The sequence below is a fragment of the Flavobacterium sp. UBA7663 genome (assembly GCF_002483315.1).
GTDB lineage: Bacteria > Bacteroidota > Bacteroidia > Flavobacteriales > Flavobacteriaceae > Flavobacterium.
This window is the reverse complement of record NZ_DLHR01000015.1, coordinates 263,071-289,635: the sequence shown is the minus strand read 5'-3', so window position 1 is coordinate 289,635 and position 26,565 is coordinate 263,071. Positions and strand designations below refer to the sequence as shown.

Annotated in this window: 25 protein-coding genes; 21 read left to right on the top strand and 4 right to left on the bottom strand. The window is 31.8% G+C overall.

All coding sequences use genetic code 11. The features are described 5' to 3' along the window. The first annotated feature begins 5 nt into the window (after positions 1 to 5). From B2741_RS05890 to B2741_RS05870, 5 genes are all read left to right on the top strand, one after another. Positions 6 to 998, top strand: a complete 993-nt coding sequence (locus B2741_RS05890; RefSeq protein WP_133609618.1) for a DNA-directed RNA polymerase subunit alpha — start codon at positions 6 to 8, stop codon at positions 996 to 998. Positions 999 to 1,060: 62 nt separating this feature from the next. After that, a complete protein-coding gene (rplQ, locus tag B2741_RS05885; protein ID WP_133609620.1) occupies positions 1,061 to 1,543 on the top strand; it encodes a 50S ribosomal protein L17 in 483 nt (160 codons plus the stop codon). A 134-nt stretch (positions 1,544 to 1,677) separates the two neighbouring features. After that, positions 1,678 to 2,787 carry a glutamine-hydrolyzing carbamoyl-phosphate synthase small subunit gene (carA, locus tag B2741_RS05880; protein ID WP_291136310.1) on the top strand — a complete coding sequence of 370 codons (1,110 nt, stop codon included), beginning with the start codon at positions 1,678 to 1,680 and terminating at the stop codon, positions 2,785 to 2,787. 100 nt (positions 2,788 to 2,887) lie between these two features. Next, the gene (eno, locus tag B2741_RS05875; protein WP_291136308.1) at positions 2,888 to 4,183 is read left to right on the top strand and encodes a phosphopyruvate hydratase; all 1,296 of its coding nucleotides are present in this window, start codon (positions 2,888 to 2,890) and stop codon (positions 4,181 to 4,183) included. A gap of 166 nt (positions 4,184 to 4,349) precedes the next feature. After that, positions 4,350 to 5,633: a citrate synthase gene (locus B2741_RS05870; RefSeq protein ID WP_291136306.1), complete on the top strand. Its 1,284-nt coding sequence runs from the start codon at positions 4,350 to 4,352 to the stop codon at positions 5,631 to 5,633. Between the two features lie 54 nt (positions 5,634 to 5,687). Here B2741_RS05870 and B2741_RS05865 read toward each other — a convergent pair whose 3' ends face one another. Next, positions 5,688 to 6,059 (bottom strand): hypothetical protein, encoded by a 372-nt coding sequence (locus tag B2741_RS05865; protein WP_291136304.1) that lies wholly within the window; start codon positions 6,057 to 6,059, stop codon positions 5,688 to 5,690. A 134-nt stretch (positions 6,060 to 6,193) separates the two neighbouring features. Here B2741_RS05865 and B2741_RS05860 point away from each other — a divergent pair, with 134 nt between their 5' ends. Next, on the top strand, positions 6,194 to 7,108 hold the full coding sequence (locus B2741_RS05860) for a dimethylarginine dimethylaminohydrolase family protein (protein WP_291136302.1): 915 nt from the start codon (positions 6,194 to 6,196) through the stop codon (positions 7,106 to 7,108). Between the two features lie 77 nt (positions 7,109 to 7,185). After that, positions 7,186 to 8,121 carry a citrulline utilization hydrolase CtlX gene (gene ctlX, locus B2741_RS05855; RefSeq protein WP_291136300.1) on the top strand — a complete coding sequence of 312 codons (936 nt, stop codon included), beginning with the start codon at positions 7,186 to 7,188 and terminating at the stop codon, positions 8,119 to 8,121. A 94-nt stretch (positions 8,122 to 8,215) separates the two neighbouring features. Here the strand turns inward: ctlX and B2741_RS05850 are convergent, their stop codons facing one another. Both B2741_RS05850 and B2741_RS05845 read right to left on the bottom strand, forming a co-directional pair. After that, entirely contained in the window at positions 8,216 to 8,839 is a 624-nt protein-coding gene (locus tag B2741_RS05850; protein ID WP_291136298.1) for a MarC family NAAT transporter, read from the bottom strand. A 100-nt stretch (positions 8,840 to 8,939) separates the two neighbouring features. Continuing rightward, positions 8,940 to 9,371 (bottom strand): hypothetical protein, encoded by a 432-nt coding sequence (locus tag B2741_RS05845; RefSeq protein ID WP_291136296.1) that lies wholly within the window; start codon positions 9,369 to 9,371, stop codon positions 8,940 to 8,942. A gap of 102 nt (positions 9,372 to 9,473) precedes the next feature. Between B2741_RS05845 and B2741_RS05840 the strand changes: the two genes are divergently transcribed. Then, positions 9,474 to 9,830 carry a CoA-binding protein gene (locus tag B2741_RS05840; protein ID WP_291136294.1) on the top strand — a complete coding sequence of 119 codons (357 nt, stop codon included), beginning with the start codon at positions 9,474 to 9,476 and terminating at the stop codon, positions 9,828 to 9,830. Here B2741_RS05840 and B2741_RS05835 read toward each other — a convergent pair. Beyond that, complete coding sequence (locus B2741_RS05835) at positions 9,827 to 11,323, bottom strand: sodium:solute symporter (RefSeq protein WP_291136463.1); 1,497 nt, start codon at positions 11,321 to 11,323, stop codon at positions 9,827 to 9,829. The two genes, B2741_RS05840 and B2741_RS05835, sit on opposite strands and share 4 nt — an antisense overlap. Before the next feature lie 141 nt (positions 11,324 to 11,464). Here B2741_RS05835 and recR point away from each other — a divergent pair, with 141 nt between their 5' ends. The 13 genes from recR (at position 11,465) to B2741_RS05770 (ending at position 26,565) form a co-directional block, all read left to right on the top strand. Beyond that, complete coding sequence (gene recR, locus B2741_RS05830) at positions 11,465 to 12,085, top strand: recombination mediator RecR (RefSeq protein WP_291136292.1); 621 nt, start codon at positions 11,465 to 11,467, stop codon at positions 12,083 to 12,085. Between the two features lie 135 nt (positions 12,086 to 12,220). Continuing rightward, complete coding sequence (locus B2741_RS05825; RefSeq protein WP_291136290.1) at positions 12,221 to 13,015, top strand: polysaccharide biosynthesis/export family protein; 795 nt, start codon at positions 12,221 to 12,223, stop codon at positions 13,013 to 13,015. Positions 13,016 to 13,020: 5 nt separating this feature from the next. Beyond that, positions 13,021 to 15,486: an exopolysaccharide transport family protein gene (locus tag B2741_RS05820; protein ID WP_291136288.1), complete on the top strand. Its 2,466-nt coding sequence runs from the start codon at positions 13,021 to 13,023 to the stop codon at positions 15,484 to 15,486. A gap of 20 nt (positions 15,487 to 15,506) precedes the next feature. Beyond that, positions 15,507 to 16,490 (top strand): SDR family oxidoreductase, encoded by a 984-nt coding sequence (locus B2741_RS05815; protein ID WP_291136286.1) that lies wholly within the window; start codon positions 15,507 to 15,509, stop codon positions 16,488 to 16,490. A gap of 10 nt (positions 16,491 to 16,500) precedes the next feature. Next, positions 16,501 to 17,892 carry a UDP-glucose 6-dehydrogenase gene (locus B2741_RS05810; protein WP_291136284.1) on the top strand — a complete coding sequence of 464 codons (1,392 nt, stop codon included), beginning with the start codon at positions 16,501 to 16,503 and terminating at the stop codon, positions 17,890 to 17,892. Continuing rightward, the gene (locus B2741_RS05805; protein WP_291136282.1) at positions 17,892 to 19,172 is read left to right on the top strand and encodes a nucleotide sugar dehydrogenase; all 1,281 of its coding nucleotides are present in this window, start codon (positions 17,892 to 17,894) and stop codon (positions 19,170 to 19,172) included. The genes B2741_RS05810 and B2741_RS05805 overlap by 1 nt, the downstream gene beginning before the upstream one ends. Positions 19,173 to 19,177: 5 nt before the next feature. Further along, positions 19,178 to 20,971, top strand: coding sequence for an ABC transporter ATP-binding protein (locus B2741_RS05800; RefSeq protein ID WP_291136280.1), 1,794 nt, complete (start codon positions 19,178 to 19,180; stop codon positions 20,969 to 20,971). A gap of 5 nt (positions 20,972 to 20,976) precedes the next feature. Beyond that, on the top strand, positions 20,977 to 22,008 hold the full coding sequence (locus B2741_RS05795; RefSeq protein WP_291136278.1) for a GNAT family N-acetyltransferase: 1,032 nt from the start codon (positions 20,977 to 20,979) through the stop codon (positions 22,006 to 22,008). Next, the gene (locus tag B2741_RS05790) at positions 22,008 to 22,574 is read left to right on the top strand and encodes a hypothetical protein (protein ID WP_291136276.1); all 567 of its coding nucleotides are present in this window, start codon (positions 22,008 to 22,010) and stop codon (positions 22,572 to 22,574) included. Before B2741_RS05795 ends, B2741_RS05790 begins: the two co-directional genes overlap by 1 nt. Then, entirely contained in the window at positions 22,555 to 23,277 is a 723-nt protein-coding gene (locus B2741_RS05785) for a ChbG/HpnK family deacetylase (protein WP_291136274.1), read from the top strand. Before B2741_RS05790 ends, B2741_RS05785 begins: the two co-directional genes overlap by 20 nt. Before the next feature lie 15 nt (positions 23,278 to 23,292). Further along, positions 23,293 to 24,279 carry a glycosyltransferase family 2 protein gene (locus B2741_RS05780; protein WP_291136272.1) on the top strand — a complete coding sequence of 329 codons (987 nt, stop codon included), beginning with the start codon at positions 23,293 to 23,295 and terminating at the stop codon, positions 24,277 to 24,279. Further along, on the top strand, positions 24,276 to 25,412 hold the full coding sequence (locus B2741_RS05775; protein WP_291136270.1) for a glycosyltransferase: 1,137 nt from the start codon (positions 24,276 to 24,278) through the stop codon (positions 25,410 to 25,412). Before B2741_RS05780 ends, B2741_RS05775 begins: the two co-directional genes overlap by 4 nt. Further along, on the top strand, positions 25,405 to 26,565 hold the full coding sequence (locus B2741_RS05770; protein WP_291136268.1) for a glycosyltransferase: 1,161 nt from the start codon (positions 25,405 to 25,407) through the stop codon (positions 26,563 to 26,565). The genes B2741_RS05775 and B2741_RS05770 overlap by 8 nt, the downstream gene beginning before the upstream one ends.

Sequence of the window (26,565 nt, the reverse complement as noted above, 5' to 3'; positions counted from 1 at the left end):
AAAGTATGGCAATATTTAATTTTCAAAAGCCCGATAAAGTTATCATGATCGATTCTACGGATTTCGAAGGTAAATTTGAATTTAGACCTTTGGAACCTGGTTACGGATTGACTGTTGGTAATGCACTTAGAAGAGTTTTGCTTTCTTCTCTTGAAGGATATGCAATTACATCAGTAAGAATAGAAGGTGTAGAACATGAGTTCTCTACTATTTCTGGTGTGGTTGAAGATGTAACAGAAATTATCTTAAATCTTAAACAAGTACGTTTCAAACGTCAAATTGAAGATATCGATAACGAATCTGTTTCTATCGCTCTTTCAGGTAAAGATAAAATTACTGCAGGTGATTTTCAAAAATTCATCTCTGGTTTTCAAGTTTTAAATCCAGATTTAGTTATCTGTAATTTAGACAGCAAAACATCTATCAACATGGAACTTTCTATCGAAAAAGGTAGAGGATATGTTCCAGCTGAAGAGAACAAAAAATCAAACGCTCCAATAGGAACTATTTTTACAGATTCAATTTACACACCAGTAAAGAATGTAAAATATACTATTGAGAATTTCCGTGTGGAACAAAAAACAGATTACGAAAAATTAGTTTTTGAAATCATTACAGATGGTTCTATCCATCCTAAAGATGCATTAACTGAGGCAGCTAAGACGTTAATCCACCACTTTATGTTGTTCTCTGATGAAAGAATTACTCTTGAGGCAGATGAAATTGCTCAAACTGAGTCTTATGACGAAGAATCTCTTCACATGAGACAGTTATTGAAAACTAAATTAGTTGATATGGACTTATCTGTTAGAGCATTAAATTGTTTAAAAGCGGCTGAAGTTGATACATTAGGTGATTTAGTTTCTTTCAACAAGAACGACTTAATGAAGTTCCGTAATTTTGGTAAAAAATCATTAACTGAATTAGATGAGTTAGTGGCGAATAAAAACCTTACTTTCGGTATGGACTTAACTAAATACAAGTTAGATAAAGAATAATTGCTTCATATTTTGCGCTCCTATAATGGATTGATGCAAGATGAAGATAAATAAAACACGTCATGAGACACGGAAAAAAATTCAATCATTTAAGTAGACAAAAAGGACATAGAAGAGCTATGTTAGCTAATATGGCTTGTTCTTTAATCGAACATAAGCGTATCAACACAACTGTTGCTAAAGCAAAAGCTTTAAAACAATTCGTTGAGCCGTTAGTAACAAAATCAAAAGAAGATACTACTCACAATCGTCGTACAGTTTTCGCTTATTTAAGAGATAAGTATGCTGTTACTGAATTGTTCAGAGAAGTTGCTGCTAAAGTTGGTGACCGTCCAGGAGGATACACTCGTATCATCAAGTTAGGTAACCGTTTAGGAGATAACGCTGACATGGCAATGATTGAATTAGTAGATTTCAACACCTTGTATAACGGTGGTAAAAAAGAAGTTAAGAAAACGACTCGTCGTGGAAAAGCTAAAAAAGCAGAAGGTACTCCTGAAGCTCCAGCAGCTGAAACTTCTGAAAATACTGAAGCTACAGAATAATCATGAAACCATTCATGTAAAAATAATAAGGATAGACTTTTTTAAGTTTATCCTTTTTTTTTGGTTTTATGGAATTAAAGATTTTCTAAAAACAACTTTTATAACTAAATTTGCAACCACAACAACACAACGCAATGAAATACAACAATCGTTCTAAAGCCGTTTTACTTCTTAAAGACGGTACTATTTTTCACGGAAAATCAATCGGAATTGAAGGTGTTACTTTTGGTGAAGTCGCTTTTAATACGGGAACAACAGGTTATCAAGAAATTTTTACAGATCCTTCTTACTTCGGACAAATCATGGTTACTACCAATGCGCACATTGGAAACTATGGTGTAAATGATAAAGAAGTTGAATCTGATTCAGTAAAAATTTCAGGATTGGTTTGTAAAAATTTCAGCTTTAATTATTCGCGAGAAGATGCAACCGAAAGTTTGTTTGACTATTTAAGTAAACAAAATCTTATCGTAATTTCTGATGTGGATACAAGAGCATTGGTAAGTTATATCAGAGATAACGGAGCTATGAATGCGGTTATTTGTACAGATGGAACTCCAATCGAAGAATTAAAAGAAAAATTAGCGCAAGTTCCAGATATGAATGGTTTGGAATTAGCTTCACAAGTTTCTACTAAAGAACCTTATTTCTTTGGAGATGAATCAGCAAAATATAAAATTTCAGCTTTAGACTTAGGAATTAAAACCAATATTCTTAGAAACTTAGCTAAGAGAGATTGCTATATAAAAGTTTTCCCATACAACGCTTCTTATGAAGATTTAAAAGCATTTAATCCTGATGGTTATTTCTTATCAAACGGCCCTGGTGATCCAGAACCATTAGAAACTGCTCAAGAAGTAGCAAAACAAATTCTTAATGAAAATAAGCCGTTATTTGGAATCTGTTTAGGTCACCAAATTATTGGTTTAGCTAACGGAATTTCAACTTATAAAATGTTCAACGGTCATCGTGGAATCAATCACCCAGTTAAAAATGTGATTACGGGTAAAGGTGAAATTACGTCTCAAAATCACGGTTTTGCTATCGTAAGAGAAGAATTAGACAAACATCCAGATTTCGAATTAACACACGAACATTTGAATGATGGAACTGTGGCTGGTATGCGAATGAAATCGAAAAACTGTTTCTCAGTTCAATATCACCCAGAAGCAAGTCCTGGACCTCACGATTCTAGTTATTTATTTGACCAATTTATCGAAAACATAAAAACTGCAACTAACTAAAACGTTATCGTTTATAAGTTTTTTGAGTTTTTCAGTATCATTATAGTTTAAATTATAAATTTGTTATTATTCATAAGGTAGTAACTAAAAAAAATATAAAATGAGTATAATTATCAAAGTACACGCAAGACAAATTTTAGATTCGCGTGGAAATCCAACAATTGAAGTTGATGTAGTTACAGATAACGGAATTTTAGGAAGAGCAGCTGTGCCAAGTGGTGCTTCTACTGGCGAACATGAAGCGGTTGAGCTTCGTGATGGCGGAAAGGCTTTCATGGGAAAAGGTGTTTTAAAAGCAGCTGAAAATGTAAATACAAAAATTGCTGAAGCGATTGTAGGTATGTCGGTTTTTGAACAAAATTTAATCGACAAGATGATGATTGAATTAGACGGAACAGCAAACAAATCTAATTTAGGTGCTAATGCAATTTTAGGTGTTTCTTTAGCGGTTGCAAAAGCAGCAGCTAACGAATTAGGAATGCCTTTATATCGTTATGTTGGTGGCGTTTCTGCGAATACGTTACCAGTTCCAATGATGAATATCATCAACGGTGGTTCACATTCTGATGCTCCAATTGCGTTCCAAGAATTTATGATTATGCCAGTCAAGGCAAAAGATTTTACTCACGCTATGCAAATGGGAACTGAAATTTTCCATAACCTTAAAAAAGTATTACACGATAGAAATTTATCTACTGCAGTAGGTGATGAAGGTGGATTTGCTCCAAATTTAGCAGGTGGAACAGAAGACGCTTTAGATTCTATCAAATTAGCCGTTACAAATGCAGGTTATACTTTTGGTGATGATGTAATGATTGCTTTAGATTGTGCCGCTTCTGAATTTTATGTAAATGGAAAATACGATTACACTAAATTTGAAGGTGAAACTGGAAAAGTAAGAACTTCTCAAGAGCAAGCGGAATATTTAGCTGAATTAGCAACTAATTATCCAATTATTTCAATCGAAGACGGAATGTATGAAGATGATTGGGAAGGTTGGAAATTATTAACTGAGAAAATCGGAGATAAAGTACAATTAGTTGGGGATGATTTATTCGTAACTAATGTAGAAAGATTATCTCGTGGAATTAGTCAATCTATCGCGAATTCAATTTTGATTAAAGTAAACCAAATTGGTACTTTGACTGAAACAATTGCTGCTGTAAAAATGGCGCATAATGCAGGATACACTTCTGTAATGTCACACCGTTCTGGAGAAACAGAAGACAATACAATTGCTGATTTAGCAGTTGCTTTAAACTGTGGACAAATCAAAACGGGTTCAGCTTCTCGTTCAGATCGTATGGCAAAATACAATCAATTACTAAGAATTGAAGAAGAGTTGGCAGATGTAGCTTATTTTCCTGGAGTAAATGCTTTTAAAGTAAAAAGATAATTTCTTTGAAATACAAACTTTAAATCCTGTTGCAATCAATTTGTAACAGGATTTTTTCATGTATATTATTTAACCATAAATTATAGATAATTTCTTTATTGTTTGATTATTATTTGTTAAATTCGCAATTCACATTAATTTTATCATAAAATACCATATAAATAATATGTCAAAAACTGCAATATTAGAGCTTGATGGCAAAAAGTATGAGTTTCCTGTAATAGTAGGGACTGAGAATGAGGTTGCTATCGACATCGACAAGTTACGTAGTGCTTCTGGTGCTATTACGATTGATCCTGGTTATAAAAACTCGGGGTCATGTACAAGTGAGATTACTTTCTTAGATGGAGAGGAAGGAATTTTACGTTATAGAGGATATTCAATCGAAGATTTAGCTGATAAAGCTGATTTCTTAGAAGTTTCTTATTTGTTGATTTTTGGAGAACTTCCAACTACAGCACAATTAGAAAAATTCGAAAACGATATTCGTAAATATACATTAGTTAACGAGGAAATGAAAAACATCATTGATGGTTTTCCAAAAACGGCTCATCCAATGGGCGTTTTAGCTTCTTTAACAAGTGCATTAACTGCATTTAATCCTAAGTCTGTGAATCCTCACAACGAAAAAGAAATGTATGATGCAGTTTGTAAAACTATGGGTAAATTCTTAGTAATTGCTACATGGACTTACAGAAAAACAATGGGATATCCATTAAATTACTACGATAATACAAAAGGATACGTTGATAATTTCATGCGCTTAATGTTTGAATTACCAACAGGGCCATACAAAGCAGATCCAAAAGTAGTAGCTGCTTTAGATAAATTATTCATCTTACATGCAGATCACGAACAAAACTGTTCTACTTCTACTGTAAGAATTGTGGGTTCTTCTCATGCTGGTTTATTTGCTTCAATTTCGGCTGGAGTTTCTGCACTTTGGGGACCACTTCATGGTGGAGCTAATCAAGCGGTTTTAGAAATGTTACAAGAAATCCATGATAATGGTGGTGATGTAGCTAAATTCGTTTTAAAAGCAAAAGACAAAGACGATCCGTTCCGTTTAATGGGATTCGGACACCGTGTTTATAAAAACTTTGATCCAAGAGCAACTATCATTAAAAAAGCAGCTGATGATGTGTTAAATTCGTTAGGTGTTGATGATCCATTATTAGATATTGCTAAACAATTAGAAAAAGTAGCTTTAGAAGACGAATATTTCAAATCAAGAAACTTATATCCAAACGTAGATTTCTATTCAGGAATTATCTACAGAGCTATGGGAATCCCGGTTGAAATGTTTACGGTTTTATTTGCTATTGGTCGTTTGCCAGGTTGGATTGCGCAATGGAAAGAAATGAGAGTAAACAAAGAACCAATTGGTCGTCCAAGACAAGTATATACAGGTTATACATTACGTCCTTTCAAAGAAGTAAAAGATAGGTAATCATAAAAAAAATCCCACTGTAAAGTGGGATTTTTGCTTTTATTGGTTTAGCATTTATTCAGGATGTTTTTGTTCTTCCTCCTGTGTACTTCCTGTTAAATCTTCTACTTTGTCTTCTACAGTTTCAGCTGCATTTTGTAATGATTCTTTTAAGTTGTGTGCTTTTTCTTCAACCCAACCCGCAGCTTCTGCAGTTTTTTCTTTTGCAGTTTCTATTACATCAGCTACTTTTTCATTTACTTTTAATTCTTCTAGCTTTTGAGATGCTTTTTCGGCTACATTTTCAACTGTTTCTTTTACGTCTTCAGCTACATCAGCAGCTTTTTCAGCAACATTTTCTGCTACTTCGCTTAAGTTTTCTTTCGCTATTTCCGCTTTCTCTTTTGCTTTTCCAAAAAGAGAACTAAAAAAATTCGATAATCCCATGATAAATTGTTTTTTATAGTTTTCTCAAATTTAATCATTTATGCGCAAATACAATCAATTTGATATAAATTTATAACGATTGACTAATTAATAATCTCGTTTCCTTTTTCTATATTTGCCAAAAGCCATATGCTATGTTACAATTAAATGTAAAAAACGAAACTTCTCGATTAAGGGCAGTGGTGTTAGGAACCGCTCTTAGTAATGGTCCAACACCTACCATAGAAGAAGCTTATGATCCAAAATCATTAGAGCACATTAAAGCCGGAACCTATCCTGTGGAAGCTGATATGGTAAACGAAATGGAAGCTTTTAATAAGGTGTTCCAAAAATACGACGTAAAAGTCTTCAGACCTCAAATTATTGAAAATTACAACCAAATCTTCGCTAGAGATATCGGATTTGTAATCGATGATATCTTTATTAAAGCCAATATTTTACCAGACCGTGAGCGTGAATTGGATGCTATTCAATACGTAATCGATCAAATTGACCCAAAGAAAGTTGTTCGTCCACCAGAAGAAGTACATATCGAAGGTGGCGATGTAATGCCTTGGAACGAATATATTTTCATCGGAACTTACAAAGGTTCAGATTATAAAGACTATATTACAGCAAGAACAAATATGCAAGGGGTAAATTACATTAAAGAATTGTTCCCAAATAAAATTGTAAAAGCATTTGACTTAGTAAAATCGAAAATAGAACCACGCGATAACGCTTTACATTTAGATTGCTGTTTTCAACCTGTTGGAACAAACAAAGGAATTATTTATAAAAGTGGCTTCCGTGAAGAAGCAGATTATATGTTTTTAGTAAATTTATTCGGAAAAGAGAATTTGTTTCACATCGAAAGAGAAGAAATGTATCACATGAATTCCAACGTGTTTTCCATTGCTCCAGATGTTGTAGTTTCTGAAAAGAATTTTACTAGATTAAATAATTGGTTGCGTGAAAGCGGATTTACTGTAGAAGAAATTCCATATGCCGAAATTGCAAAACAAGAAGGCTTATTACGATGTTCAACTTTACCATTAATTAGAGATTAAAAACTTTGTTTCATGTTTAATGTTCCAAGTTCTAAAACTTGAAACCTGAAACCTGAAACTTAAAATAAAAATAAAACATGAACCAAACAACTAATTCCATATTGATGATTCGTCCGGTAGCATTCCGAATGAACGAACAAACTGCGGTGAATAATTATTACCAAAAAGTATTGGACAATTTAACACCAACTTCGGTTAATGCTAAAGCACAAGAAGAATTTGATACTTTCGTTCAAAAGTTACGAATGATTGGATTAAATGTTGTGGTGGTGGAAGATACATTAAGCCCAGATACACCTGATAGTATTTTTCCAAACAACTGGATTTCATTTCATGAAAATGGGGATGTAGTTTTATATCCAATGTTTGCCGAAAATCGCCGATTAGAAAGAAGAGAAGATGTTTTAGATCATTTGGAAGAAGAGGGTTTTGTAATCAATGAGATTATGGATTATACTTCAGCTGAAGATGATGATATTTTCTTGGAAGGTACCGGAAGTATTGTTTTAGATAGAGCGAATGGGAAAGCTTATTGTGCTTTGTCGCCAAGAGCTGACGAAGAATTATTCATTGAATTTTGTGAAGATTTCGAATTTACTCCTGTAATATTTGAAGCCTTTCAAACCGTAAACGGAGAAAGAAAACACATTTATCATACTAACGTAATTATGTGTGTGGGCGAAACTTTTGCGGTTATTTGTGCAGATTGTATTGATGACAAAAAAGAACGCAAAATGGTCTTAGATAGCTTAAAAGGTGATGAAAAAGAAGTAATCTTGATAACTGAAGATCAAGTGAATAATTTCGCTGGAAATATGTTAGAAGTAAAAGGAACCGATGACAGAAGATATTTAATCATGAGTGCATCAGCACATCAAAGTTTGACTAAAAAGCAAATTGCACAATTAGAAGAACATGTAACAATAGTAAGTTCAAGTTTAGATACTATTGAAGCTTGTGGTGGTGGGAGTGCTCGTTGTATGATGGCAGAAATTTTCTTACCGAAAGAATAATTTTAACGTCATTTCAAATCATTTTAAAAAGTAAAAATCCCAAATTCCGATTCATTCGAAATTTGGGATTTTTTTCTTCTATCTTCTAACTTTTTTATATTCCTCTGACAATACTTAAAACTGCACTAATTATATATTGAATACCAATAGCAATCGTTAAAAAGCCAATAATCCTTGAAATTGCTACAATACCAGAAGCTCCTAAAATATTGGCTAAATAATGCGCACTTCTTAAAATTAAATAAATTGTTGCTGCCACAACTAAAATAGCTACGGAAGAAATAATAATCTCATTAGTAGTATTATGATCTTGATAAAAAGCAATCAATAACGAAATTGAACCTGGACCAGCCAACATAGGCATTGCTAAAGGTGTTAATGCAATATCATGACGATTTTCAACATCTTTTTGTACTTTTTTGTTGATTCCTTTGTTTTTACTGAAATTTCCATTTAATAATCCAAATCCTGAACTCGTAATAATAATTCCACCTGCAATTCGCAAAGCCGTAATAGTTATTCCAAAGAAACTCAAAACATACTGACCAATAAAAAACGAAATGATCAAAATGATAAATACATTAAAAGAAGTCAATAACGATACTTTTGAGCGTTCAGCTTTTGTATATCCTTGGGTTAACCCAACGAAAATAGGAACGGTTCCAATAGGGTTTAAAACTGAGAACAAAGCGGCGAATAAGTAAATGAATAATTCCATCGTAAAATTTTTACAAATATAGTACAAGGTAATTATTTTATTTTTGATTCAAAAAAAAATCTAGATTACTTTTAAGTTTAGAAAATGTAAGCTAAAACAATTAGTAAACATCAAGAGGAGAATAAGGTGTGTTTTTTTCTTTTTCCAATTCAAGCTTATTAATGAATTTTTGAACTCCTTTGCTGTTTTTTGAACAATCAACACTAATATAATATTGGTCAATATGAAAAGTAATCGAGTTGCCAGGTTTAAATAATACTAATTTATAATAAGGAATAACTAAGACATATACTTCTAACCTTGATTGAAAACCAATAATAATTCCTTTTGGTCGCAATTCAATATTACAGAATTTTACAGTGTTATTTACATGTAATAAATCATAAATAGTAGCACTGCATCGGGTGATGAATAATTTTGGAGAGCCTATTCCACCTTTTTTAAGGTTTTCAATTAGAGAATAAGATTTGCCTACTAATTCATTGATTTCTCTTTCAATTTTTGGGTCTTTGTATGAGATATTGTAAAGCATTTTTGTTTAAAATTACTTCAAATTTATTTTTCAATTCAGACTTTAGCAAATTTTTATTATTTGTTTATTTATTCGTAACTTTAGCTTGTAAAATGTAAAATCATGAAAACATTAGTTATAGGAGCTTCCACAAATAAAGAACGTTATTCGTATAAAGCCATTCATAGTTTAGTAGACAAAAGTCATCAAGTGGTGGCAATTGGAGCCAAAAAAGGTATGGCGTTTGATATTCCTATCGAAACTGAAAAAGCCGATTTTCATGCAGTCGATACTGTTACACTTTATTTAAATCCAAAGGCACAACAAGATTATTACGACTATATTTTATCATTAAAACCAAGACGCGTTATTTTTAATCCAGGAACTGAAAACCCTGAATTTTATAAAATATTGGAAGAAAATAACATCCAGTATGAAGTGGCTTGTACATTGGTATTATTGGCAACCAATCAATATTAAAACTTAGTTTGACTTGTAGCAGGTTTGCTGATTAATAACAATCCAATAAATGTAATAATTCCGTTTACGATAATTAATTCGTTGTCAATTACGTAATCTCCAAAAAGTGCTGCCGAATTTTTGGCTAACAAAAAGCAAATCAATGGTGAAATAATACAGATAATTGGCACTAACTTATCATGAACGGTTTTCGATTTCATAAACAATCCAAAAGCATATAATCCTAAAAGAGGACCATACGTGTAACTAGCCACTTTAAAAATCATGGTTACTACCGATTTGTCATTCAGTGAATTAAAAATGATTATCACTAAAAACATCAGTAATGAAAATCCAACATGTACCAAATGACGTGTTTTAACTGTGTTAGGTTTATTTTGGTTTTCAGCTTTATCCATTCCTAAAAAATCAACACAAAAAGAAGTAGTTAATGCGGTTAAAGCCGAATCAGTTGTAGCAAAAGTGGCGGCGGTCAATCCTAATAAGAAAACAACTGCTGGAATAATATTCAAATGATTGAAAGCAATTTCAGGAAATAACAAATCCGTACGTTTTACACCATCTACCATTGGAACCGAAATGCCGTTTTTCTCGGCATATAAATAAAGTAAAGCGCCAACGCTTAAAAAGAAAATGTTGATAATTACAAAAATTCCGGTAAACGTAAACATGTTTTTTTGTGCTTCGCCAATGTTTTTGCAACTTAAATTCTTTTGCATTAAATCTTGGTCTAATCCTACCATGGCAATAGTTACGAATATTCCGCCTAAAATTTGTTTCACAACATAGTTGCCTTTTAAATAATCTTCATAAAAGAAAACTTTAGAATAATTGCTGTTTTTTACGGCTTCAAAAGCTTCGGTAAAACTATAATCCAAACTATTACAGATAAAAATAATCGTCAAAAACACCGATGAAACTAAGAAAAATGTCTGTAAAGTATCGGTAATAATAATCGTTTTTAATCCGCCACGATAGGTGTAAGCAAATATTAAGGCTAATGAAATTAAAACCGTAACTGCAAACGGAATGTTATATTCGTCAAAAACAAAACGTTGCAACACAATTACCACTAAATACAAACGAAAAGCCGAACCAATAGTTCTACTAATCAAGAAAATAGTGGCTGCTGTTTTATAACTTACAACTCCTAAGCGTTGTTCAATGTAGCTATAAATCGAAGTCAAATTCATTCGATAGTAAAGTGGAAGCAAGACGGTGGCGATAATTATAAAGCCAATCGCATTTCCTAATACAAATTGGAAATATTTAAACTGCAAATCAGGATTTCCAACTTCACCCGGAACTGAGATAAATGTCACGCCAGAAAGCGCTGTCCCAATCATCCCAAAAGCAACTAAATACCATTTGGAGTTTTTATTCGCCTTAAAAAAAGCATCGTTGCTACTATCTTTTTTACTTACTAAATTGGATATAAGAATAAGAACTCCAAAATAAATTATAATGATGGCTAAAATAGTTCCTGAAGACATATGTTGGTTTTTATTTGCGCTAAAATAGGAAAAAGATAGAAGTTTGAGGCGAGAAGTTAGAAGAAAATTCATTTACATTTATTTTTAGGAAACTTCCGTCTTCCAACTTCGAACTTCGAACTTTTTCTGTATTTTTGTACTATGGAATTGCCTTCAAAATTACTAGAAAATGCAGTTAACGAAATGTCTCAATTACCAGGAATTGGTAAAAGAACGGCATTGCGATTGGTTTTACATTTGTTAAAACAACCTTCAGAACAAACAGAACTATTGTCAGTGGCTTTAACTGCTATGCGTAATGATATTCAATACTGCAAAGAGTGCAATACCATTTCAGATGCAGATATTTGCGGAATTTGTTCCAATGCTTCCCGAGATAAATCAATTATTTGTGTGGTGGAAGATGTTCGCGATGTTATGGCATTAGAAAACACAGGAATGTTCAAAGGAGTTTATCATGTACTTGGTGGGAAAATTTCTCCTATTGAAGGTGTTGGGCCAAGTCAATTGAAAATTACTTCACTTGTTGACAAAGTAAAAGGAGGAAATGTTTCTGAAATAATTTTTGCTCTGAGTTCTACGATGGAAGGCGACACGACCAATTTTTACATTTACAGACAAATCAAGGAATATGAAGTAAAGACATCAACCATTGCAAGAGGAATTGCAGTTGGAGATGAGCTCGAATATGCCGACGAAGTAACCTTAGGACGAAGTTTGTTAAATAGAATTCCGTTTGAAACTTCTATAAAGCCATATTGACAAAATTTTAATCAAAAATCAGGAATAACTTCGTTATTTTAATTGTAAAAACTATATTTGTTACCTAATTTAGTGTGGTTTGCGTTTTGTTTTAAAAAAATGACAAAATTCAAATGCTATTAGTATAGTTTATTCATGAAAAAAATAGTTTTTTTTGCCTTGTTTTCGGTTTTATTCACTTCTTGTATTTCTACAAATGATTTGACATATTTGCAGCCTAATGCTACGTCAAAATCTGATTCTATTAAAGTCGCTCAAGAAGTTTCTAAACCTTACCGAATACAGACAAATGATATCTTAAGTGTTAATATTAAGGCTTTGGACCAAAAATTAGTAGAAATGTTTTCTACATCATCAGCGGGTTCGGTTCAAACACAGCAGTCTCCTCAAACCTTATTTTTTAATGGCTATACCGTTGATGATCATGGAAATATTAGAGTGCCAATTTTAGGAGAAGTTAATGTTTTAGGTTTTACTGCTGATGAAGTTAGACAAAAAATTGAAAAACAATTATTAGAAGAATATTTTAGAAAAGAGGCTAATATTTTCGTTACTGTTAAATTAGCTGGATTACGATATACTATTAATGGAGAAATTGGTAGTCCAGGAGTTGGAGTGTTATATCAAGACAGAGTAACTATTATGGAGGCAATTGCCAATTCAGGAGATATAACTACAACAGGTAATAGAAGAGAAGTACAAATTATTAGAAAGTTTCCGCATGGATTTGAAACGTATAGTATTGATTTGACAAACGAAAGCGCTATGAGCTCACCTTACTTTTACATTCAACCAAATGATTATATCATAATTAAACCGTTGAAGCAAAAAACTTGGGGAACAGGAGTTACAGGGGTGCAATCTGTAGCAACTATTATGACCGCTATTTCTTTAATTACAACATTATTGGTGTTGTCTAAAACATTGTAATTAAAATGCTAGATACTAAAGATTTTAATTTTTTCGAATCGCAAAATTCGTTTGATTTCAAGGGATTTCTTTTGAAAATTGTAGGGTATTGGAAATGGTTTGTTTTGTCTTTAATCATCACATTTGTTTATGCATACAATGTAAATATTAGAAAAGAAAGCATTTATGGTATGGAATCACTCATAGTAGTGGAAGACCAAAATAATCCTTTTTTTACTTCAAATACGAGTTTAGTTTTTAATTGGGGTGGTACTTCAGATAAAGTACAAACCATTATTACGACCTTGAAATCACGTTCTCACAATGAAGTGGTAGTAGATAGATTGCAATATTATATCAAGTATTTAAAGCAAGGTGAATATTATTATAAAGACGCCTATGGTGAGGCGCCTTTTTATGTAGAAATCGATAAAACAAAAGGGCAACTTTTTGGACAACTAATAAAAATTAAGTTTATTTCACCTTCACAATACAAATTAAGTGTTGATTTTGGTGAAGCAACATCTGCTAAATTAGTACAATATTCAGATTTGAGTGTAAAACCTGTTAATGTTTCGGGAGGTGAATTTAGTAAGGTTTACAAAATTAATGAATCGGTAGATTTACCATTTTTGAAATTAAAAGTAATCATAAAGCCAGAGGCATTTGATTTTACTAATCAAGAATATTTCATTCGTTTTGACGATTTTAATAGTACTGTTGCTGCATATAGAGGAATTGACGTTAGTGCTGATGCAAAAGCACTTTCGGTTGTTCGTTTACAAATGGAGGGACCTAATAAGTACAGACTTGTTGAGTATTTAAATACTACTGTTGATGTATTGAGGAAAATTCAGCTAGAAAGTAAAAATCAATTTGCCAACAATACAATTGCTTTCATAGATAGTACTTTGAGAGAAATGGAAGGCCAAATTAAAGAGGCGGAAAATGAATTAAAAGAGTTTAGAAGAGGTAAAAATATTTTCGAATTGGAAGAAGAAGGTGGAGGCGGACTTTTGAGTGCAAGATTGTCAGGGTATGATGTAGAAAAAGATGCTATTAATAGAAAAATTGCCTACTATAATTTGCTGAAGAATTATTTAGAAAAAACTACTGATTATTCAAAACTTCCAGCGCCAACTGTAGCAGGAATTGATGACCCAAATGTTTTAGGAAATGTTGCTAAATTGATTCAGTTATCTGCTGAAAGAGCCAATATGTCATATTCTGTTAAAAACAAGAAAATGTTTTCTGAGTTTGATGTAGAAATGGAATCAATTAAAAAAGTACTTCTAGAAAATATTACAAGTGCAAAAAGCGCATTAAATTTAGATGTTTCTCTTATCAATAGAAATATAGCAAAGGCAGAGGGGGAAGCTAGTTTATTGCCAGAAAATAAACAAGAGCATATCAAAATTACTAGAAAGTACAATCTAAAAGACAAAATATATAGCACATTTTTAGAAAAAAGAAGTGAAGCAGAAATTGTAAAAGCGGCTAACATTTCTGATATTAATTTTCTAGATCCAGCAAAAGATGTTGGAGGTGGCTTGAGAGGACCTAAAACAAGCATCAATTATATTTTGGCTGCGATGTTGGGTTTTTTAATTCCTTTACTTATTGTGTTTGTAATTACATTATTAGATAATAGCATTAATACAACTGATGATATTCAAAAATTAACAAACATTCCTTTAATTGGAGTAATTGGGAAGAAAAATACAGATAATAATTTATCGGTTTTCGAAAAACCAAAATCACCATTAGCAGAATCATTTAGAGCCATTCGTTCTTCCTTACAGTTCATGTATAAAAAACAACAAAAAGAAGGTTCTAAGATTCTAATGGTAACTTCTTCAGTTAGTGGAGAAGGGAAAACATTTTGTTCCATCAATTTAGCCACTGTTTTTGCATTAAGCGATAAAAAAACTGTAATTGTAGGTTTAGATTTAAGAAAGCCAAGAATATTTGGAGATTTTAATATTGATAATATCACTGGAGTTGTAAATTATCTAATTGGACAAAAATCTATTGATGAAGTAATTCAAAAAACTCATATCCAAAATTTAGATGTAATTCCTTCTGGACCTATACCTCCAAATCCTTCCGAATTGTTAATGAGTGAAGCAATGGGAGAAATGATAGCAGAGCTAAAAACGAAATACGATTATATTGTATTAGATACACCGCCCGTAGGATTAGTTTCAGATGCCTTAGAATTAGCTCATTTTTGCGATGCAACATTATATGTAACGCGACAAGGTTATACTAAGAAAGGGATGTTAAGTGTTGTAAATGATAAGCATAAAAGAGGTGAGTTGCATAATATAAGTATTGTATTTAATGGTTTTCAAAACAAAGCTAAATATGGATACGGCTATGGATACGGCTATGGTTATGGCTATGGAGCCTATGGTGAAGCTTATCATGATGAGGTACAACCTAAATCAGGTTGGAGAAAAATACTAGATAAGTTTAAAAAGAATAGCTAAAATCTGTTTAGGCAAACTACATGACAAAAATTTCAAATAAAAAAATACTTATTACAGGTGGCGCAGGTTTTATCGGTTCTAATTTGTGTGCCTATTTTTTAGAACATAACGAAGTGGTTTGTTTGGATAATTTTTCAACCGGACATCATCATAATATTGAATTATTTCTTTCCAATCCAAATTTCACCTTAATTGAAGGTGATATTAGAAATTTTGAAACTTGTGAAAAAGCTGTTTCGGGAATTGATTTTGTATTGCATCAGGCGGCTCTAGGAAGTGTTCCCCGTTCAATTAATGATCCGATTACTACAAATGAAGTAAATGTTTCTGGATTTTTGAATATGCTAACTGCGTCAAGAAATGCTAAAGTAAAACGATTTATTTACGCAGCCAGTTCTTCCACTTACGGCGATTCTGAAAAGCTACCTAAAATTGAAGAAGTCATTGGAAAACCGCTTTCACCTTATGCTGTTACTAAATATGTAAACGAGTTATATGCTGATGTATTTAGTAAAACCTATGGAATAGAAACTATTGGATTGCGATATTTCAATGTTTTTGGAAGAAATCAAGACCCAAATGGTGCTTATGCCGCAGTAATTCCTAAATTTGTAGCCCAATTTCTAAATCATGAAAGTCCAGTAATTAATGGCGATGGAAATTTTTCTCGCGATTTCACTTACATAGATAACGTGATACAAATGAATGAGTTGGCAATGTTGACCAAAAATAAAGAGGCAATCAATACAGTTTATAATACTGCTTTTGGAGAAAGAACCACTTTAAATGAATTAGTAAATTCGTTGAAAGATTTTTTATCAGAATTCGATAATGAAATCGCAAATGTTCCCATTATTTATGGAGAAAATAGAGTAGGAGATATTCCACACTCATTAGCAAGTATTGAAAAAGCAAAAAAACTACTAAATTACCAACCAAAGTTCTCCATGAGAGATGGTTTGAAAGAAGCGGTAAATTGGTATTGGAATAATTTAAAAAAATAAATTTTATACAATGATTACAAATATTTGTTGTATCGGTGCGGGATATGTTGGAGGGCCTACTATGGCTATTATAGCACAAAAATGTCCACATATAAAAGTTACCGTGGTCGACTTAAACGAAAAGAGAATAGCTGCTTGGAATGATGCAGACGTAAATAATATTCCTATATATGAGCCAGGATTAAGTGATGTTGTGGCAGAAGCTCGTGGGAGAAATTTATTTTTTTCAACAGAAGTTGACAAAGCTATAGACGAAGCACAAATGATTTTTATTTCTGTAAATACACCAACCAAAACCTATGGTGTGGGTAAAGGAATGGCAGCCGATTTGAAATATATCGAATTATGTGCTCGACAAATTGCTCGAGTAGCAAAAAACGATAAAATTGTAGTTGAAAAATCAACTTTGCCGGTAAGAACTGCAAGTGCTATTAAAGATATTTTAGATAATACAGGAAACGGAGTACAGTTTCAAATTTTATCCAACCCAGAATTTTTAGCAGAAGGAACGGCTGTAGAAGATTTATTGGCTCCTGACAGAGTTTTAATCGGTGGCGATACAACTACTGAAGGTCAAGAAGCAATTCAACAATTGGTTGATGTCTATGCAAATTGGGTTCCAAAAAATCAAATTTTAACGACCAATGTTTGGTCTTCAGAATTATCAAAATTAACGGCTAATGCCTTTTTAGCACAACGCGTTTCTTCTATTAACGCCTTGAGCGAATTGTGTGAAAAAACAGGTGCTGATGTAAATGAGGTTGCAAAAGCTATTGGAATGGATAGTAGAATTGGTCCTAAATTCTTAAAAGCATCTGTTGGTTTTGGAGGTTCTTGTTTTCAGAAGGATATTTTGAATCTAGTTTACATAGCTAAATCTTATGGATTAAACGAAGTGGCAGATTATTGGGAGCAAGTAATCATTATGAACGATCATCAAAAACGTCGTTTTGCTAAAAATATAATCAAAACCTTATACAACACCGTTTCTGGAAAGAAAATAGCATTTCTAGGTTGGGCTTTCAAAAAAGACACTAATGACACACGTGAATCAGCTGCTATTTATGTGGCAGACGATTTGTTAAGTGAACAAGCAACTGTAGTTGTATATGATCCTAAAGTTGGAGAAGAACAAATTCAGTTTGATTTGAATTATTTAGAATCTCGTACAGAAGCAGAAAACGCAAAAGGTGTTCAAGTCGCAATTAACGCTTATGATGCTTGTAATAATGCACATGCAATTGCTGTTTTAACAGAATGGGACGAGTTTAAAGCATATGATTGGCAAAAAATATATGACAATATGTTAAAACCAGCCTTTGTTTTTGATGGAAGAAACATATTGAATAAAGAAGAGTTAGAAAAAATAGGATTTATTTACCAAGGAATTGGGTCAAGATAATGAGTGTAAAAATTGCAATAATAGGTTTAGGATATGTAGGCTTGCCTTTGGCACGACTTTTTGCTACCAAATATTCAGTCGTAGGATTTGATATTAATCAACAACGTATTTCTGAATTAAATCATGGAATTGATGTAACATTAGAAATAGAAGAGAATTTGCTAAAATCAGTTTTAGTAGCTAAATCTTCTCATGAAAAAGGGTTATATTGTTCTAATCAATTAGCCGATATTGCTGATTGCAATTATTATGTAGTTACTGTTCCAACACCAGTAGATAAACATAATAAGCCCGATTTAACACCTTTATATAAAGCTAGTGAAACAGTTGCTAAAGTGCTAAAAAAAGGCGATATTGTAATCTATGAATCTACCGTTTATCCAGGGGTAACTGAAGAAGAGTGTGTGCCCGTTTTAGAAAAAATATCTGGATTAAAGTTTAACGAAGACTTCTTTGCGGGTTATTCTCCAGAACGAATTAATCCAGGAGATAAAGAGCATACGGTTGAAAAAATATTAAAAGTTACTGCTGGTTCCACACCAGAAATTGGTAAAAAAGTAGATGCTTTATACAACAGCGTTATTACTGCAGGAACGCATTTGGCGCCTACAATTAAAGTTGCAGAAGCGGCTAAAGTAATAGAAAATTCGCAACGTGATATTAATATTGCTTTTGTAAATGAATTGGCTAAGATTTTTAATTTATTAGGAATTAATACGCATGATGTTTTAACTGCGGCAGGAACTAAGTGGAACTTTTTACCTTTCAAACCCGGTTTGGTTGGAGGTCATTGTATAGGTGTTGATCCCTATTATTTAGCTCAAAAAGCTTTAGAAGTAGGCTATCATCCTGAAATTATTTTAGCAGGTCGTCGTGTGAACGATAGTATGGGCGAGTACGTAGCTTCGCAAGTGGTGAAGACTTTAATTCGAAAAAATATAAAAGTGAATGGTGCAACTATTTTAATGTTAGGATTCACTTTTAAAGAAAATTGTCCTGATGTTCGCAATACCAAAATAGTTGATGTTGTAAAATCATTGGAAGAATACAGTACAAAAGTTACGATTTATGATCCTTGGGCAAATTCAGATGAGGTAAAACATGAATATGGTTTAACTTGTCATACTGCATTGGATACGACAGTTAAATATGATGCAGTTGTTTTAGGGGTAGCGCATAAAGAGTTTTTATCTTTAAATATTGCTCATTTGCTAAAAGAGAATGGAATTGTTTATGATGTTAAAGGTATTTTAGGTAATAATGCTGATGGAAGATTATAATAGCTTTGAACAAATTAAAAACCATACTTGCAAGTAAGTTTGAATCCTTCTATTATTTCTATAAAAAAGTAGGGTTTAAGCTCTCTTTTTTTCTCTTTTTAAATTTTGTAACGGTTTTAGCAGATAGTCTTGGGTTATCATTGTTTTTTTCATTGTTCAAATACACTAATTTGGATAATGAGACATCGGATACAGATAATTTAAGTCGATTTATGCATTGGTTTTTTGATGTTGTTCATCTTCAAATTAGCTTTACATCTATAATTGGTTTAATTATTGTTTTTTTTATTGTTAAAGGGCTTTTTAATTATCTGTCTTTTTTATTCCAAATTAATTTAAAACTTCAATTTGTTAAGGATACAAGAGAACGTCTCGTTTCTGGTTTTAATTCTTTAAACTTCATTCATTTCACAAATACAAATGTTGGGAAAATTCAAAACATTTTAATTAATGATTTGAATGTACTCTCTGATGCATTCAAATTTTACTTTGAGAGTTTTAATAATTTCATCATTGTTATAGCCTATTTAATGGTCGCTTTTTTTATTAATTGGGAGTTTACTTTGTTAATTGGAATTGTTGGAATTCTTTTTCACTATCTATTCAAAATATTGCAGAACAAAACAAAAGGTTTCTCTAAAATTTACACTTCACTTTCTGATCAAAATGCGGGTTTGATTAATCAAAATTTAACCAGTTACAAGTATTTAAGAGCTACAAACAGAATTAAAGAATTTCAAAGAAAAATAGTTGATAAAATTGAGGAGATTTATTTTACCCATAAAAAAATTGGTAAAATGGAATCCTTACTGATGGCATCGAGAGAACCTTTGTTAGTTGTTCTTATATGTTCTGTTATTTTGGTTCAAGTAAAGTTTTTGAATGTTTCTATTGCTAGTGTAATGGTAGTTTTGTTACTTTTTTATCGTGCCATGGGAAATTTAATGGTAATGCAATCAAGTTATAATGTCTATTTGAGCAAATATGGTTCAATTGAGAATGTTCAAAATTTTGAAAAAGAAATTGAAACAAATAAGGAGCAATTTCAAGGAACTACTAAAATAGCAACTTTTGAAAATTTGAAATTTGAAAATGCGGGTTTACAAATTGGCGAAAAGTCAATTTTGAAAAACATTCAATTTTCATTGAATAAGTATCAATCCGTTGCGTTCGTTGGTGAAAGTGGTAGTGGAAAAACAACGTTGGTGAATGTGATTTGTGGTTTGTATCATCTTACACAAGGAAAATACACTATCAATAACCAAGATATTGAAACGTTATCAATACAAGAGGTTAGAAATAAAATCGGATATATTTCTCAAGAACCCGTGATTTTTGAAGGAACCATTTTTGAAAATATTACCTTTTGGTCGGAAAAAAACATTAAAAACTTAGAGAAATTTCAAAAAGTAATCAAACAAACATCATTGTCACAATTTATAGACGAGTTGCCTAATGGTTTAGATACTAAAATTGGTCAATTTGGGCTCTCTATTAGTGGTGGACAAAGACAACGAATTTCAATTGCTCGTGAACTTTTTAGAGATGTAGAATTATTAATCTTGGATGAAGCTACCTCAGCATTAGATTCAGAAACTGAAAACGAATTGAAAGATAGCTTAATACGGTTAAAAGGGACTATTACCATGATTACCATTGCACACCGATTATCAACTATTAAGAATGTAGATACTATTTTTATAGTAAAGAAAGGTGAAATTATTGAATACGGAACGTTTGATGAACTAAAATCAAATTCGATTTATTTCAAGTCACTAACCAATTTGCAGGGTATTTAAAAGTCATGAATAATAAAACTTTACAGATTGACTATTATGACTCTTTTACTTCCATTGAAAAGGAATGGGAAGAGATTTATTCGGCTAGTTCGTCATTATCTTATTTTGCGAGTTTAAATTGGCATAAAGTAGTTTTAGAGTTTTTTTGTGCTACCCATTTAACTAAGCGAATTTTTAGTTTGCATTATTATAAAGTTAACTGTGCGGCTAATCCTAATGTGTTTATGATAGGTTTTTTTTTCTTTAATAAAGTTAAAAAATCTGTTCACTTTTCGCATCTCTTGGGTCCATCTGATTATTATGAATTTCTTTCTACCGAGACTTTTGATAATGAATTGGTTTTACAAACATTTTCATTGTTAAAACATGATTTTAAAGCAGAAAAAATCTTTTTAAATCACATTAAGGATGAAACATTAGTACATGCAATCAAAACAAAATTTCAAAATGCTTTGGTTAATGAGGTGTCTTGTGTGGGAATTGCTATTCCGGAAGATAAAGATATGTATATAGATTCCCTATCTAAAAGCGTGAGACAAAATATTAGAACTGCCTACAATCGTTTGGATAGAGATAATAAAAATATCAAGATCATTACAACTGATGCCTTAAGTTTCAATTGTAAGGAATTTTTAAAACTTCGCGATTTATATTTTCGAAGAAATACTTCAAAAAAGCAAGTCCTACATTGGAAATCTAAATGCTATCAAACACTTGATTATTTGTTTCAACGCCCAAAGGATTTGTTTGAAACAAAAGCCTTATTCACGCAAAATTATACTTTAGTAAAGTTGCAAATCGATAACGAAATAGCGGCCTATTTTTTTGGTTTTAAGAACAACACTTCAATGGTTGTAAATCGCGTTGTAATTAATGACAAATTTAAGTTTTATTCGCCTGGTTTGCTATTAATTAGTGCTTTTATACAAGCTGCTAAGAATGCCGACTTAGCTTATTTTGATTTAACCGTTGGAGATGAAAAGTATAAATTTGATTTAGGAGGAACCATACATCCCATTTTTAATATTACTATTTGATGTTACGCTTATTGCAATTATTTAAAGGAAAAATCGACTATCTTTTAAGAGGTATGTATTTTTACGTTTGGGATACATCTATAAGCAATTGTGAAAATCAACCTCACAATTATTTGTTTCTTCAAATAGAAAATTTTGAAGAATTAGATAAACTAGAGGCTAAAGATGTTGATAAAAACCTTTTTAAATCAAGATTCGAGCAAGGACATTTTTATTGTTGTTTAACAACAAGTACAAATGTAATAGTAAGTAGCGGTTGGATTAATTATGCAACAAATCACTTGGTTGGGGAATTAGATTTAAAACTTAATTTGCCTCATAAAATCGAGTTTTTATATGATTTCAGAACAAATGAATCTCATAGAGGATTGGGCTTGTATCCAATTTTACTTAAGCAAATTTCCAAAAGAAATGATAAGATAAAATTAATTTATTCTTTATCTGCGAATGGAAGTAGCAGAAGAGGAATCCAAAAAGCTAAGTTTAAGTTTTTAACCACTTGTTTTGGTTTCAATGCCTATAAAATGAATAAAATAATTGCTAACTATGTCAAGAATAATAATTAATGCAGATGATTTAGGTTGGTCTAGAGGAATTAATCAAGGCATACTCAAGGCATATCTTCATGGCGTGGTAAATAGTTCTAGTTGGATAGTTACTACTCCGTATTTTGATGAAACTATTCAGTTAATTCAAGTGAACCAACTTGCAAACATTGGAATCCATATTAATTTAACAGAAGGCAAGCCTTTATTAAAAAATCATAACACTATTGTAGATGAAAAAGGTTCTTTTATTCGAAACTTACATACTTTGGAACATATTGATATGAAGGAAGTTCGCGATGAAATTGAAGCTCAAATAGAGAAAGCATTAGCGACAGGTATTTTAATTAATCATATGGATACCCATCATCACATTCATGCTACTTCAAAGTTTAGAAAGGTTTTTATCTCATTTTCCAATCGATATCAATTGCCATTACGAAAGATAAATAATACGGTTATTAATCCTTTAAAAGTGCTCAAGTTTTATCTTGATACAAAGCAAGCAAAGTATTATACTTCTCATTTTTCAGCAGATTTTTTTGCTAGTGAGGCAACTTCGCAAAATTTAATTCAAATTCTACAAAAGAATAAAGGAAGAAACATTGAAATCATGTGTCATCCTGGTTTTACCGATGAAGAAAATGGAGATTACAATTTAGAACGCGAAAAAGAACTTGCGATTCTAACTTCTCCTGAAATGCTTACCTTTATCTCAAAATAATTGGTTAAATCGCAAGTGAAAATTTCTATCGTCATACCGTGTTACAATGTGGGTCAGTATCTTACTCGATGCATTGAAAGTGTATTGTCCCAAACGTATTCTCATTTTGAAGTCATTTTAATTGATGACGGTTCTACCGATTCAACAGCTGCCATAAGTCAATCTTTTGCAGCACTTGATAACAGAGTTCAGTATTTTTATCAAGAAAATTCGGGAGTTAGTGTTGCCCGAAATTTAGGTATTGAAAAAGCTTCGGGAACTAAAATAATGTTTTTAGATGCCGATGATTACATTACTTCAACAAAGGTGTCTGATTTGGTTTTGGCTTTACCTAATGATAACCAAAAACTACTTTCAATTTGTGGTTTGTATCATGTTAAAAAAGGAGTTACAACAAAGAATAGTGGTTTTTCTCGATTGATAGCATTGCAAAAGTCCCAAATTAACAAGAACGAAATCCTAACCCTTTTTGAGTATGAAAATTTAAGTTCGCCTTGTTGTAAGCTGTATGATTTGGAATTATTACACCAATATCAAATCCGTTTTCATGCTTCGATTACCTATCAAGAAGATTTGTTGTTTAATTTGGATTATTTCAAACAGGTAGAAAGTATAATTATCGTTCCAAGTTTTCACTATTATTATATCGAACATCCCACTTCGTCAAGTATAAAGTATCACAAACAATTGTTTGCAGCATTACCCATTATTTATGACCAGCTAAAATCGTATCCTGATTTCAAAAATAGGGAAGATTATGTCAAACGTTTTTTTCTTTTTCAAATTTTAAATAACTTAAATAATACACATCATTCCGATAGTGGTATGACTTTAAAGGAGCAATATCGAAGCGTTCGACAAATTTTAAATTCAGATATTTATGAATTTTGTCAGTCGGCTTTAAAAACAAATTCGGTTCATTTTTTACTGAAGTTTTTGATTACCTTTAAATGTTATTCTGGAATTGTATTGTTTTACAAAAGCTATCGAATACTAAAATGAAAAAGAAACGAATTGTAATTCTTATGAGCGCATTAAATGGCGGTGGAGCAGAAAAAGTTCTCATCGATTATTTGCGTAATTTAAATTACTCAAAGTATGAAGTTACACTTTGTCTAGTCATTAATGAAGGTGTTTATCTCAAAGATGTACCTAAAGAAGTTTCTTTGGGTTTTTTATATGCTAAATTCGCTCTTTTTCCTTACCGTTTAGAACATTGGTTATCTAAGTTTTTGGGTTGGAACTATTTTCAGAAAAAACGTGTAGAAAAGCATTTTAAGAATCAAAAATTCGATGTTGTTATTTCGTTTATGGAAGGAATTCCGTTGAAGTTTCACAGCTATTTTTTATCCAAAGCACCTAAACATCTTTCATGGGTTCATACGGATTTATTTCACGACCATTATTCTTTAAGTTGTTTTAAAGATGCTGCTTCAGAACAAGCTTTGTATCAAAAAATGAATACAATTATTTTTGTTTCTGAGGAATCGAAAAAGCAATTTGAAAGGTTGTATGCTATTTCAAACAAAAAAGAAGTGATCTATAATATCATAGATAAAAAAAATATTTTGAGTCATTTGAATGAAATAACACCTGAAAGGCAAGAAGATAAAATTAATATCATTGCTGTTGGCCGATTAGAAGTGCAAAAGCGTTTTGATCGATTAATTGATGTTGCAAAATTGCTTAAGGAACATTCTTGTTCTTTTCAAATTCAGATTATAGGTGAGGGAAGTTTGCTAGGTCAATTGGAACATCAAATAACAGAAAATGATGTTGCAGATTGCATTTCTTTGAAGGGTTTTGTAAAATCGCCTTATGCTTTAATGAATGAAAGTGATATTGTGGTAATTTCGTCTGAAACCGAAGGGTTTTCTTTAGTAGTTGCCGAAGCACTTTGTTTGGGCAAAGCGATTGTAAGTACAGCTACGGTAGGTCCGATGGAATTATTAGCTAACGGAGAATATGGAATTATTTGTGACCATACTGTAACTGCTTTGTTTGAAGCTTTACAATCTTTAATTAATGATAGTTCTAAATTAGAGAAATACCAAAAATTAGCTTTAGAACGAAGTTTGATTTTTGATACCCAAAAGTCAATTGTTGCACTTGAAAATTGTATTGATAATGAATAAGAAAAAAGTACTATTCATCATCAGCAACATGGAAAGTGGCGGCGTATCTAAAAGTATGAGCTCGCTATTAAATGTTATAGACACCAATCGATATGATGTAAGTGTTTTTATAACCAATCCAACAGGTGTTTTTATGGAATTGATTCCCAATACAATTTCGGTAATCAAAGACAAAAAAACACAGTATATTTTTTCCGCCTTTCCTGAAAATTTAAAGTTATTGTTGAAAAACGGCTATTTTTTCTCTTTTTTCATGAGAATTCTTGTAGCTTTATTGATGAAAGTTAATAAAGGAATGGCAGGTTGGGTTTTATCTCGAATGATTTTCAGAATACAAGAAGAGTTCGATTTAGCGGTTGATTTTAATGGACAACATCAATTGTACTATTTGGTTGATTTTGTGAAAGCAAAAAAGAAAGTGAGTTTTTTTCATAGCGATTATACCCAATGGGATTATTATTATGCTATGGACAAGAAATATTACCCTAAAATTGATAAAATTTTTACTATATCACCTACTTGTGTGGCTTCGTTACAAAAGTATTTTCCTCAAGCTCAAGATAAAATTGAATTGTTTGAAAATATTTCTTCACCCCAACTCATTAATAGTTTGTCTGAAGCATTTTCGGTAGCATTAGATGAAAATTCCATAGTAACAATTGGACATTTGTCCAAGAAAAAAGGCACTCCGCTTGCTTTTGAAGTAGCCCGTATTTTAAAAAGTGAGGGTTTTGTTTTTAAGTGGTATTTTATCGGTGAAAATAGTCAAGATCTAGATTATCAAGCCATCATAAAGCAATACGGAATTGAAAATGAAATTGTACTTTTAGGGTTGAAAGTAAATCCGTATCCGTATGTGAAAGCAACAAAAGTTATAGCACATTTATCTGAGTTTGAAGGAAGGTCTATTGCACTTGATGAAGCAAAAATTTTAGAGAAACCAATCGTGGTTACTTCGTTTTCTACAGTATTAGATCAATTTCAACCGAATATTACTGCTACAATTTGTAACTTTGACGCTCAAGAAATTGCATTAGCAATAAAAGAATTGCTATTGAATCAAGAAGTAAGGAATCAGTATTCTTCAAATTTGAGATTACACAAGGGGGATACCACAAACGAAATTCAAAAAATATATCACTTATTAGCGTAA